We start from the raw sequence: 12,073 nt of genomic DNA on the forward strand, positions 1-12,073 counted from the left end.
GGGGGGACGCACGCGGGCCCGGGGGTCAGAGGGGCAGCCGGCCGGCGCCGGCGAACGCGCCGACCGCGAGCGGCACGAGCGGCGTGGGCAGCAGGGGGCCGGCGCGCAGGGTGGGTGTCCAGCCGGCGTCGCCGCCGAGGTCCGGGTCGTGGGCCGCGTTGTACGCCCCGAGCAGGTCGACCGGATGCGCGGGGCCGCCGCCCTGACGCAGCCAGCTGCCCCGCTCGGTCAGCGCGGTGCCGCCCCAGTCGTGGATCAGGTCGGCCGGGTCGACGTCGTCGGCCAGCGTGAAGAAGTTGTTCTCCGCGTACAGGGCGGACTGCACGCCGACGCCGAGGGCGTACTCGAAGCGGGGGCCGCCGAGCCGGTAGTGGTTGTCGTAGACGTCGACCTGGCCGAACCGGACCCGGGGCAGCCGCTGGAGGTCGCCGTCGAAGAGGTTGTGGTGCACGGTGACCCTGAGCCGGCCGACGTCCGGGCCGACGGTGTTGGACGAGCCGATCAGCATGAGCTTGTCCCGCCCGGCGAACCGGTTCCAGGAGGCGGTGACCAGGCTGGCCGTGTGCGTGACGTCCAGCGACCCGTCGTGCACCTGGTAGGGGCGGCCGAAGTGGGTCGGCTGGCCGCTGTCCGGGTTGTCGCCGTCGGTGAACGTATTGTGGTCGACCCAGACGTGCTCGCTGCGCCGGACGGAGATCTGGTCGTACTGGGAGTTCCAGTTGCCGGCGTCGCCGTCGGTGGGGGACCAGGCCGGGAAGCAGTCCCGCGCGTCGGCGAGGGTGAGGTTGCGGACGATCACGTTGCTGACCCGGTCGATCATCAGGGTCAGCCCGGTGAGCCGCGCGCCGCGCAGTCCGATGATCGTGGTGTTCGCGCCCACGTTGATCTGGGTCTGCCGGGTCTGGTTGGCGACCGAGCGCACCCGGGCCGCCTCCAGGGGCCCGCTCGGGTCGATCCGCCCCCAGACCGCCGGGTCGTACGCGGCCAGGTAGCCGTCGAGCGAGTATTCCGGGTCGGCCAGGTCGGCGCAGGCGAGCAGGCTGCCGTCCGGCCGCTCGAAGCCGTCGACGGTGCCCGCCACGTACACGATCTTGGGGGTGGCGTCGGCGGCGTTGGTGGCGTTGTCCCCGCCGAGCGCGGCGACCAGCTCGGCCCGGGTGCGCACCACCCGAACGCGGTCGGGGGCGGCGGCCGCGCCGCCGGTGGTGCCGGCGCCCTCGGCGGCCCAGCCGTCGTTCGCGGGCAGTGCCTGGCGGCCGATCTCCTGGGCGAGCCGGGACAGGGCCGGGGCGGCCGGCGCGGGGGCGCCGGTGACGGCGAGCGCGGCGGCGACGAGCGCCGTGCCGACTGCTGTTCTACGCATGACTCCTACCGTTCTGTCAGCTTCTGGTGGCCGATATCTGTGACGGTAGAGTCATTGTTTTATATGGGTCAATGCGTACTGTGTGCAGTTTTGTTGCAATGGCGAGAGCCGTGCGGTATTGCCCCGATCGAGTGCGACGGGATAGGCGGGCATGTGTCCGGATCGTCCGGGCCGGGGTTTGCACTACCGTTGCGGCGCCTCCCCGTCGGGCAGCTCGATCCGGTACGGCGGGACCGCCCACGGCACCCCCGACTCCGACGGCAGCGCGCCGGACTCGGCGGCCCGGCGCAGCACCGCGTCGACGCCGCGGATCACCCGCACCCGCCGCGGCCCGTCACCCTCGGAGCGCACCAGCGCGCCGTCGAGCAGGGTCGGCTCCGGCGCGTCCCGCAGCGCCGCCACGATCGCCGTGAACGGCGCGGTACGCGCCAGCGGTGCGATCAGCGGGGTGCCGGCGGCCCGGTGGTCGAGCAGGTTCTCCAGCAGCCCGCGCCGGCCGGGCACCTCGCGCGGCGCCGGGTCGCCGGGCAACCGGAGCCGGTCGGTCGGGTACTCCAGGACGGCCCGGTCCCGGTCGCCGGTGACGTGCACCTCGCCGGCGACGTACTCCTCGCCGGCCAGGGTGACCGCGGCCAGCACCGGCGGTCCGGTCCGCGGTGTCACCCGCAGCACGGCTGTGTCGTCCACCTCGATGGGTCGCACCCGGTAGCGCTCCACCTCGATCCGGGCCGGCCGGACCGGCGCGCCGGTCACCGCCTCGGCGACGGCGAGGCACTGCATCACCGCGTGCGCCAGGGGGTTGGCCAGCGCCCCGTCGAGCGCGGGCCGCCCGTCGAGGCTGCGCCGGCCGGCCCACGGGGAGCGGGCGTAGTAGGCGTCGGGCCGCTGCCACGCGGCCACGGTGGCGACGGCGGTGACCGTGCCGAGCCGCCCGGCCGCGAGGGCGGCGGTCAGCTCGGCCAGGGCCGCCGAGCCGAGTGCCTGGAAGCCGACCTGCACGGCCCGGCCGGCGTCCCGCGCCGCCCCGGCGAGCCGCCGGTGTTCGGCCAGGTCGAGCACCGGCGGCTTCTCCAGCAGCAGGTCCGCCCCGGCGGCGAGCGCGTCCAGGGCGATCGGCAGGTGGGTGTGCGGCGGGGTGCAGACCACCACCACGTCGGGACGGACGGCGGCCAGCATGGCCCGGTGGTCGGTGAAGATCCCCGTGCCGGACGGGACGGGGGCCGCCGGTTCGTCCTCCAGCGGGTGGATGTCGACCAGGCCGACCAGGCGCGCCCGGCCGGCGGCGTGCAGCGGGGCGATGGCCCGCCGGTGCCAGCGGCCGTGCCCGTTCGCCCCGACGAGCGCGACCGTGGGCGGTGCGCCAGCCCCGGCCCGGCCGTGCCGCGCAGCGCCCCGGTCCGTCATGCCGCACCGGCCAGGGTGGCCCGGACGCCGTGCCGTTCGAGCGCGGTCAGCCAGCCGGTCACGTCGGCCCGGACCTCGTCGTCGGCGGCCAGGTCGGCGGGGAAGACCTCGCGCAGCGCGAAGACCGCGTCGACCGCACCGGCCGGGGTTCCCGGGGCGGCGGCGAGGGCGGTGCGGATCCGGTCGGCGAGCGGGTCGTCCAGCGGCAGCGGCCGGCCGTCGTCGGTGTACCCGAGCACGAAGCGCAGCCACGCCGCGACCACCAGCGCGCCCCAGCGGGCCGGGCGGCCGGCGGCGCGCAGGTCGGCGATGGTGTGCAGCACGCGCTGCGGCAGCTTCTGTGAGCCGTCCATGGCGATCTGCAGCGTGCGGTGCCGGATCGCCGGGTTGGCGAACCGGGTCAGCACCTCCTCCCCGTACGCCGGCACGGAGACGCCGGGCGGCGGGGCGAAGCTGGCCGCCACGTCCTCGGCCACCAGCCGGCGCAGCACGGCGTCCAGCCGCGGCAGGGTCAGGGTCTCGGCGACGGTCTCCGCGCCGGCCAGCGCGCCCAGGTACGCCGTCGCCGAGTGGACCCCGTTGAGGGTGCGCAGCTTCAGCCGCTCCCACGGGCCGGCGTCGCCGGTGAGGACCGCCCCGGCCCGTTCCCAGGCCGGCCGCCCGCCGGGGAAGTCGTCCTCGACCACCCACTGGGAGTACGGCTCGGCGGCCACCGCCGCCAGGTCGGTCACCCCGAGCGCCCGCCGGGCCGTGTCCAGGGTGTCCGGGGTGGGCGCCGGCACGATCCGGTCGACCATGGTGCCGGGGAAGGTGACGTGCCGTTCGATCCACCCGGCCGGCCCGTCGGGCACCCGGGCCAGCGCGAGCGCCTGGGTGACCAGGCCGCGCAGCCGCCGGCCGTTGGCCGGCAGGTTGTCGCAGCTGACCAGCGCGACCGGGCCGGCGTCGGCGGCGGCCCGGGCGAGCAGCCCGCGGACCAGAAGCCCCGGCACGGTGCGCGGGGGCCGGTCGGTGGTCAGGTCGGCGAGGAGGTCCGGGTCGGCGCGCAGCGCGCCGGTGACCGGGTCGAGCTGGTACGCCTTCTCGGTCACGGTCAGCGTCACCACCCGGATCGCCGGGTCGGCGAGCAGGCGCACCACGGCGGCCGGGTCGGCGGGCGCGTGGCGTACGCCGGCCAGCGCGCCGACCACCCGGGTGGCCGAGCCGTCCGGGGCGAGGGTGGTGACGCTGAACAGGGCGTCCTGCTCGGCGAGCGCGTCGACCACGGCGGTGCTGCGCGGCGCGACCCCGATGATGCCCCAGTCGCCGCCGGCCGCGCCGACCGCCGCCTCGGTGTGCACGGCCTGGTGGGCGCGGTGGAACGCGCCCAGCCCGAGGTGGACGATGCCCGCGGGGACGGTGCCGGGGCGCAGCAGGGGCCGGCACTCGACGGGCAACCGGCGCAGGGTGGCCAGGCCGAGGCGGTCGGCGGTCACTGCCACGCCGGGCCGTCCGGGAAGCGGTACTCGGCGATCGACCCGGGTCTCATGGTGCTGCTGTAGCCGGGGGCGGTGGGCAGCAGGTAGCGGCCGCCGCGGGTGCGCACCGGGTCGGTGAAGTGCTCGTGCAGGTGGTCCACGTACTCGACCATCCGCCCGTCCAGGCTGGTGCCGACCCGGAGGAAGTCGAAGATCGCCAGGTGCTGGACGTACTCGCAGAGGCCGACGCCGCCGGCGTGCGGGCAGACCGGCACGCCGAACTTCGCCGCCATGAGCAGCTCGGCCAGGACCTCGTCGACCCCGCCGACCCGGCAGGCGTCGACCTGCATGACACCGATCGCCTCGGCCTGGAGCAGCTGCTTGAAGATCACCCGGTTGGCGGCCACCTCGCCGGTGGCGACCCGGCACCGCCCGCCGGTCAGCTCGGTGACGACGCGGGCGATCCGCGCGTGGCCGAGCACGTCGTCGGCGTGCGTCGGTTCCTCGATCCAGTACGGGTCGACCTCGGCCAGCGCGGTCATCGCGGTGATCGCCTCGGTCACGTCCCAGACCTGGTTGGCGTCCATCATGAGCAGCGCGTCCGGGCCGATCTCGGCGCGGATGACGCGGGCCCGGCGGAGGTCGTCGTCGAGCGGGCCGCCGACCTTCATCTTCATGGCCCGCCAGCCGTCGGCGTACGCGGCGCGGGTCAGCGCCCGCACCTTGTCGTCCGGGTAGCCGAGCCAGCCGACCGACGTGGTGTACGAGGGGAAGCCGTCCCGCTCCAGCGCGGCGAGCCGGTCGGCCAGCCCGTCGCGCCCCTTGTCCAGGATGGCCGCGGCCTCGTCGGGGGTGAGCGCGTCGGTGATGTGGTGGAAGTCGACGGTGGCCACCAGGTCGTCGGTGGGCAGTTCAGCGAGGTACCGCCACATCGGCTTGCCGGCCAGCTTGGCGCGCAGGTCCCAGACGGCGTTGACCAGCGCGCCGGTCGCCATGTGGATGACGCCCTTCTCCGGGCCGAGCCAGCGCAGCTGCGCGTCGGCGGTCAGCGAGCGCCAGAACGCCACCGGCTCGGCGGCGATCTCCGCGACGGTCCGGCCGCGCACGTGGTGGGCCAGGGCCCGCACGGCCGCGCAGGTGATCTCGTTGCCCCGGCCGTTGGTGAAGGTGAACCCGGCGCCGGTGGGGCCGCCGTCGGTGGTCAGCTCGACGTAGGTGGCCGAGTAGTCGCCCCGGTTGATCGCGTCCGAGCCGTCACCGGTGGCGGCCGTGGGGAACCGCACGTCGTGCACGGTGACGTCGGTGATGGTGGTCATGAGTCCTCCCCGAACTTGAAGACCCGCTTGGGCAGTCGGTACGCCAGGTCCACGATGGTCTCGGCCGCCTCGTCGGCGGGCAGCCGGTGCTCGGCGACGAGGCGGGCCAGGAAGCCGGCGTCGACCCGGCGGGCCACGTCGTGGCGGACCGGAATGGAACAGAACGCGCGGGTGTCGTCGACGAACCCGGCGGTGTTGTAGAAGCCGGCGGTCTCGGTGACCGCCTCCCGGAACCGGCGCAGCACCTCCGGCGAGTCGAGGAACCACCAGGGCGCACCCAGGTACAGGGCCGCGTAACCGCCGGCGAGCGGGGCCAGCTCCCGGGTGAAGGTGTCCTCGTCCAGGGTGTAGAGCACCACCTGCAGCCGCGGGTCGTTGCCGTGCGCGTCGAGCAGCGGGGCGAGGCCGTGCACGTAGTCGGTGGCCTGCGGCACGTCACCGCCGACGTCCCGGCCGTGCCGGGCGTACAGCCAGCGGTTGTGGTTGCGCACGGCGCCCGGGTGCAGCTGCAGCACCAGGCCGTCGTCCAGCGACATCCGGGCGAACTCCAGCAGCATGTGCGCCCGGAACGCCTCGGCGTCGGCGGCGTCGGCCCGCCCGCACCGCCCCCGGTCGTACAGCGCCGCCGCCTCGGCCGGGTCGAGAGCGAGGGTACGGGCGGTGGGGTGCCCGTGGTCCGACGAGGTGGCGCCGGCCGCGATGAACGCCTCCCGCCGCCGCCGCAGCGCGGCCAGATAACCCGCGTACGTGCCGGTGTCCTCGCCGGACACCTCGGCGAGCCGGTCCACGTCGGCCGACCAGTTGCCGAACTCCATGTCCACCACGTCGTCCGGGCGGAACGTGGTGACCACCCGCCCGCCCGGCCCGCCCCAGCCGTCGGCGGCGAGTTTGGCGTGCCGGCCGAGGTCGTCCAGCGGCGACTCGGTGGTGGCGAGCACCTCGATGCCGAAGCGTTCGAACAGCGCCCGGGGCCGGAACTCCGGCTCGGCGAGGCGCGCGGCCAGCTCGTCGTAGACCGCGTCGGCGGTCGCCGGGGAGAGCGTGGTGGTCACCCCGAACACGTCGCGGAAGGTCTGTTCCAGCCAGAGCCGGGACGGGGTGCCGCGGAACAGGTGCCAGTGCGCGGCGAAGCGCCGCCAGATGGTCCGCCCGTCGGTCTCCACCGCGCTGCCGTCGACGCTGGGCACGCCGAGGTCGGCGGGCGGCACCCCCTGGCTGAGCAGCATCCGGGTGAGGTAGTGGTCGGGCACGATGAGCAGCCGGGCCGGGTCGGGGAACGGGCGGTCCTCGGCCAGCAGGCCCGGGTCGACGTGGCCGTGGGGGGAGATGATCGGCTGCTCGGCCGCCAGGGCGTACAGCTCGCGGGCCAGGGCCCGCTGGCCGGGTTCGGCGGGCAGGAGCAGGTCGCTGCGGGGGACGGTCGGCACGGCGTGACTCCTCGGTCAGGGGAGGGTGAGCAGGTCGGCGACGCGGACGGGGGCGCCGGTGTCCAGCGAGCGGTTGGCGGCCAGCCCGGTGAGCAGCGCGAGCGCCCCGTCGTACGCGGTGGCCGCCCGGTCGAGCGGGTCGGGCTCGCCGCCGAGCAGCACCCGGGTCATCCGGGCGTCCGCGCCGCCGTGGCCCCGCCGGGTCCAGTCGTCGACGGGGACGTCCACCGGCGGCGCCCAGAACGGCCGCAGGGTGAGCCGGGCTGCGCCGCGCTCGGCCGCCGCCTCGTCGCCGTGCAGGGCGGCGCCCTTGAGCGCGCCGGCCACGGCGGGGGAGACGTGGTCGCTCTCGGTGACCTCCAGTTCGAGGCGGCCCCGGCTGCCGTTGACCATCACCCGGTAGCCCTCCCAGGGGGCGTACGCGGTCAGGTGGTAGGTCATCGTGGCGCCGGTGGAGTAGCGGGCCAGCACGGCGAGGTCGTCCTCGATGGTGACGCCGGGGCCGAAGACGTTGCGGTCGCGCCGGTAGCCGTCCTCGGCCTCGGCGTCGAGGTACAGCTCCCGCAGCCGGGGGTGCTCGGCCAGCCGCAGCGCGAACGGGTCGTCGGCGGCGGCCGGGGAGCCGTGCGCCCGGTCGTAGTCGCGGGCGTAGCCGTGCCGGCGGCCGGTCTCGCCGTAGAAGAACAGCCGGCCGGCCGCGTGCACCTCGACCGGGCGGGCGTCCAGCCACCAGTTGACCAGGTCGAAGTGGTGGCCGGCCTTGTGCACGAGCAGGCCGCCGGAGACGGCCTTGTCCCGGTGCCAGCGGCGGAAGTAGTCGGCGCCGTGGCGGACGTCGAGCAGCCACTCGAAGTGCACCGAGCCGATCTCGCCGACCGCACCGTCGGCGAGCAGCCGGCGAACCTGCTCGTGCAGCGGGTTGTAGCGGTAGTTGAAGGCGACGGTGACCGACCGCCCGGTCTCGGCCACGGTGTCGAGGATCCGGCGGCAGCGGGGCGCGTCGACGGTCATCGGCTTCTCGGTGACCACGTCGCAGCCGGCCCGCAGGGCGGCGGTCACGTACTCGTCGTGGGTGACGTCCACACTGGTGACCAGCACCACGTCGACCCGCTCCCGGGCCAGCATGGCGGTGAAGTCGGCGGCCCGGTAGGTGGGCACCGGCGGGTGGCCCAGCTCGGCCAGCCAGCGGTTGTGCGCGTCCATCCGCGCCTGGTTGACGTCGGCGAGGGCGACCAGCTCGGCGGTGTCGGCGTGGTCGAGGGCGAGCGCGCGGACGAACATCTCGGCCCGCGCCCCGGCGCCGACCAGCGCGTGCCGGACCCGTTCCCGGGCGGGTGGTGACATGGCGTCGGCCTCCCCGGAGAGTGCAAAGGTTTGCAGCCGAAGAAACCACGCCGGCGAAGACCGCGTCAACGATCGATGCCAAACGCGCCACTTAGATCCGCTTTGGTGGTGAAAAGTGGGTGTGCTGGGAGCGGTGCCGCAATCGATCCGTGACGAAGTCCCGTTGACACGGGAGCAACCGTTTGCATTAATTGGCGGCACCCGAGTGACCGCCACCACACTGGACGAGGGAGCCCGCCGTGCCAGCCACCATCCGGGACGTCGCGCGGGCCTCGGGCGTGCACATCTCCACCGTGTCCCGCACGTTCTCGGCCCCGCACCTGGTCAACCCCGAGACCCGGGTCCGGGTGCTGGCCTGCGCGGAGGACCTCGGCTACCGGCCGAACCGGGCCGCCCGCGCCCTCATTACCGGCCGTACGCACAACATCGGCCTGATCGTCGCCGACATCGCCAACCCGTTCTTCCCGCCCCTGATCAAGGCGGCCGAGGGGCAGGCGCGGCACCGCGACTACCACGTCTTCGTGGCCGACACCAACGAGGACCAGGCCGCCGAGGAGGAGCTGGTCCACGCCCTGGCCAAGCAGGTCGACGGGGTGCTGCTGTGCAGCCCCCGGATGAGCAACAGCCTCATCGAACAGGTCAGCCGGGAGGTCCCGGTGGTGGTGATAAACCGCCAGGTCACCGGCCTGCCCTGCGTGATGATGGACGTCGGCCAGGGGGCGCGGCTGGCCGTCGAGCACCTGCTCGGCCTGGGCCACCGGCGGATCGCGCTGCTCGGCGGCCCGCGCGGCTCGTGGACCAACCGGGAGATCCGCCGGGCGGCCGGGACCGCCGCCCGGACCGGTGGCGCCGAGCTGACCGTACTGGGCCCCAACCACCCCACCGAGACCGGCGGCGGCGCCGTGGCCGACCAGGTGCGCCGCAGCGGCGTCACCGCCGTGCTCGCCTACAACGACCTCATGGCGATCGGCCTGATCGAAGGGCTCGACGCGCTCGGCCTGCGGGTCCCGGCCGACGTCAGCGTCGTCGGCATCGACGACATCGCGCTGAGCCGGCTGACCCGGCCCAAGTTGACGACGGTGGCCACGCCGACCGCGGCCGCCGGCCGGACGGCCGTCGACATGCTGCTGCAACACGACTCCGACGCGCCCCGCGGCGCCCGGGGCCGGGTCGCAAGGGCCGGCGACCGTCGCACCACCGCACAGGTAATGCTCCAGACCGAACTGGTCGTCCGCGACTCGACCGGGCCCGTCCCACCGCCCGGCCGGGACGGCACCGGGGCCTGACGTGGTGGCCCGGGCCCGCATCGCCGTGCGGACCCGGGCGACCCGTGGACGGCCGCGGTGACGTCGTCGCCTCCCACAGCCGAGGAGTGAGCGCAGATGCACCCCGCAACGTCCCCCACCGCCGGCGTGCCCGCCGGGCGGGATCACCGTACCCCCCGGACCCGACCTCGATTCCTGCGCGGCCTGGCCGCCGTCGCGCTGGCCGTGCCGCTCGCCCTGGGCGCGGCGGCCTGCGGCGGCGACGAGGCCGCCGACGACGGCCCGGTGAAGCTGTCCGTCTTCTGGTGGGGCGGCGACGCCCGCGCCAAGCTCACCGAGGACGCCCTGGCCCTCTACACGAAGAAGCACCCCGAGGTCACCTTCGAGAAGACCTGGCAGGCCAACCAGGGCTACTTCGACAAGCTGGCCACCCTGACCGCCGGTGGCAACCCGCCCGACCTGTTCCAGATCGACGACAACTACCTCGCCGAGTACGCCGGCCGCAGCACCACGCTCGACCTGACCAGCTTCACGGACTCCGGGAAGCTCGACGTGTCGAAGTTCCCCAAGAGCCTCCTGCAGTACGGCGTGGTCGACGGCAAGCTCGCCGGCGTGGCCGCCGGGGAGAACACCCAGGGTCTCGTCTACAACAAGACCCTGTTGCAGAAGCACGGCCTGCCCGAGCCGACCACCGGGATGACCTGGGAGCAGCACATCGCCTGGGCCGAGCAGGTGGCGAAGAAGACGAGGGTGCCCGGCACCCAGGACCCGAGCGCCGACTACAAGGCGTTCTGGGTCTGGCTGCGCCAGCAGGGCAAGGACCTCTATGACGGCAAGGAACTCGGCTTCACGGCCGACGACGTGACGAAGTGGTTCGAGCTGTGGAAGAGTGCCCGCGACCGGGGGGCCACCCCCACGCCCGACGTGATCCACGAGGGCAACGCCACCGACATCACCAAGCAGCTCGTGGTCACCGGCAAGGCGGCGACCTCCTGGGTCTGGGCCAACCAGATGCCGGACCTGAAGAAGAACACCAAGGACGAGCTGGGCGTGGTGGCGTACCCGGGTGACCCGAGCGCCCAGTGGGCCCGGGCCTCCATGTACTGGTCCGTGTTCAAGGGCAGCAAGCACCGGGACGTCGCCGTCGACGTGATCAACTTCCTGAACAACGACCCGGAGGCGGTCACCCTGCTCGGCACCGACCGCGGCCTGCCGTCCAACCTCGACCTGCGCGCCAAGGTCAGCGAGACCGCCACGGATCCGGCCATGAAGCAGTCCATCCAGGTCGAGTCCGAGCTGGCGCAGAAGTTCGGCGAGTCCCCGCAGGTGCCGATCAAGGGGCACAGCAAGGTGAAGTCCGAGCTGACCAAGGCCGCCGAGAACGCCCAGTACGGCCGGGCCACCCCGGCCCAGGCGGCCGAGCAGTTCATGGCCGCCTGCAAGTCTGCGATCGGCTGACCGCGCCGACGGAAAGGAGCGGCCCGTGGCCCTCACCACGGCGCCCGGCCGGACCGCACGCACCGGCCCGACCGGCCCCCGCCGCACGCGGCGCGGGGCCGGCCGGGCCCGGCTCGGCGAAGGTCTGGCGGGGTACGTCTTCCTCTCGCCCTGGCTCATCGGACTGATGGGCGTCACGGCGATCCCCATGCTGCTCTCGCTCTGGCTGAGCTTGACCGACTACGACGTCCTCACCCCGCTGTCCGAGGTGCGCTGGGTGGGGCTGGCCAACTACGAGCGGATGTTCACCGGCGACCCGTCGTACTGGCACGCCGTGCGGGTGACCCTGACCTTCGCGCTGGTGGCCGTGCCGCTCAAGCTGGCCGCCGCGCTCGGCGTGGCGCTGCTGCTCAACCGCACCTGGCGGGGCGTCGGGCTGTTCCGCGGCCTGTTCTACCTGCCGTCGCTGCTCGGCGGCAGCGTGGCCCTGGCCATCGTCTGGGTGAACATGTTCAACCGGGACGGGGCGTTCAACTCGTTCCTCGCCCTGTTCGGCATCGAGGGGCTGCCCTGGGTCAGCGACCCCGACTGGGCCCTCGAAACGCTCATGGTGCTGGCGATCTGGCAGTTCGGCGCGCCCATGGTGATCTTCCTGGCCGGGCTCAAGCAGATCCCCACCGAGCTGTACGAGGCGGCGGCCGTCGACGGCGCCGGCGCCTGGCGGCGGTTCCGGGCGGTCACCCTGCCGATGCTCTCCCCGGTGATCTTCTTCAACCTGGTGCTGGAGACCATCCACGGCTTCCAGGGCTTCACCGCGGCCTTCGTGCTCAGCAACGGCACCGGCGGTCCGGTCGACTCCACCCTCATGTACACGCTCAAGCTCTACATCTCCGGCTTCACCGACCTGGAGATGGGCTACGCCTCCGCGATGGCCTGGGTGTTCCTGGTCGCCATCGCGCTCATCACGGCCGTCTTCTTCGGCACCGGCCGGTTCTGGGTGCACTACTCCGACGGGGATGACTCGTGAGCGCGAGGAGTGAGCCGGGTCTGCGAGCCCCGC

At 74.0% G+C, this 12,073-nt stretch carries 9 protein-coding genes; 3 read left to right on the forward strand and 6 right to left on the reverse strand.

Annotated features, from left to right (window positions below; all coding sequences use genetic code 11):
- Positions 1–25 precede the first annotated feature (25 nt).
- The 6 genes from NFX44_RS22825 to NFX44_RS22850 form a co-directional block, all read right to left on the reverse strand.
- Positions 26–1,363, reverse strand: a complete 1,338-nt coding sequence (locus tag NFX44_RS22825; RefSeq protein ID WP_262285622.1) for a polysaccharide lyase family 1 protein — start codon at positions 1,361–1,363, stop codon at positions 26–28.
- Between the two features lie 183 nt (positions 1,364–1,546).
- Positions 1,547–2,767, reverse strand: a complete 1,221-nt coding sequence (locus NFX44_RS22830) for a Gfo/Idh/MocA family protein (protein WP_262285623.1) — start codon at positions 2,765–2,767, stop codon at positions 1,547–1,549.
- Positions 2,764–4,248 carry a mannitol dehydrogenase family protein gene (locus NFX44_RS22835; protein WP_262285624.1) on the reverse strand — a complete coding sequence of 495 codons (1,485 nt, stop codon included), beginning with the start codon at positions 4,246–4,248 and terminating at the stop codon, positions 2,764–2,766. The genes NFX44_RS22830 and NFX44_RS22835 overlap by 4 nt, the downstream gene beginning before the upstream one ends.
- Positions 4,239–5,540, reverse strand: coding sequence for an enolase C-terminal domain-like protein (locus tag NFX44_RS22840; protein ID WP_262285625.1), 1,302 nt, complete (start codon positions 5,538–5,540; stop codon positions 4,239–4,241). Before NFX44_RS22840 ends, NFX44_RS22835 begins: the two co-directional genes overlap by 10 nt.
- Positions 5,537–6,967, reverse strand: a complete 1,431-nt coding sequence (gene uxaC, locus NFX44_RS22845) for a glucuronate isomerase (RefSeq protein ID WP_262285626.1) — start codon at positions 6,965–6,967, stop codon at positions 5,537–5,539. The genes NFX44_RS22840 and uxaC overlap by 4 nt, the downstream gene beginning before the upstream one ends.
- 15 nt (positions 6,968–6,982) lie before the next feature.
- Complete coding sequence (locus tag NFX44_RS22850; RefSeq protein ID WP_262285627.1) at positions 6,983–8,311, reverse strand: Gfo/Idh/MocA family protein; 1,329 nt, start codon at positions 8,309–8,311, stop codon at positions 6,983–6,985.
- A 239-nt stretch (positions 8,312–8,550) separates the two neighbouring features.
- On the opposite strand from NFX44_RS22850, the gene NFX44_RS22855 reads away from it, so the two are divergent.
- The 3 genes from NFX44_RS22855 (at position 8,551) to NFX44_RS22865 (ending at position 12,040) form a co-directional block, all read left to right on the forward strand.
- Complete coding sequence (locus NFX44_RS22855; RefSeq protein WP_262285628.1) at positions 8,551–9,597, forward strand: LacI family DNA-binding transcriptional regulator; 1,047 nt, start codon at positions 8,551–8,553, stop codon at positions 9,595–9,597.
- A 96-nt stretch (positions 9,598–9,693) separates the two neighbouring features.
- The gene (locus NFX44_RS22860) at positions 9,694–11,034 is read left to right on the forward strand and encodes an ABC transporter substrate-binding protein (RefSeq protein WP_262285629.1); all 1,341 of its coding nucleotides are present in this window, start codon (positions 9,694–9,696) and stop codon (positions 11,032–11,034) included.
- 25 nt (positions 11,035–11,059) lie between these two features.
- Entirely contained in the window at positions 11,060–12,040 is a 981-nt protein-coding gene (locus tag NFX44_RS22865; RefSeq protein ID WP_262285630.1) for a carbohydrate ABC transporter permease, read from the forward strand.
- The last annotated feature ends 33 nt before the right edge of the window (positions 12,041–12,073 follow it).

This window comes from Micromonospora sp. MA102 (assembly GCF_025460765.1).
Lineage (GTDB): Bacteria > Actinomycetota > Actinomycetes > Mycobacteriales > Micromonosporaceae > Micromonospora > Micromonospora halotolerans.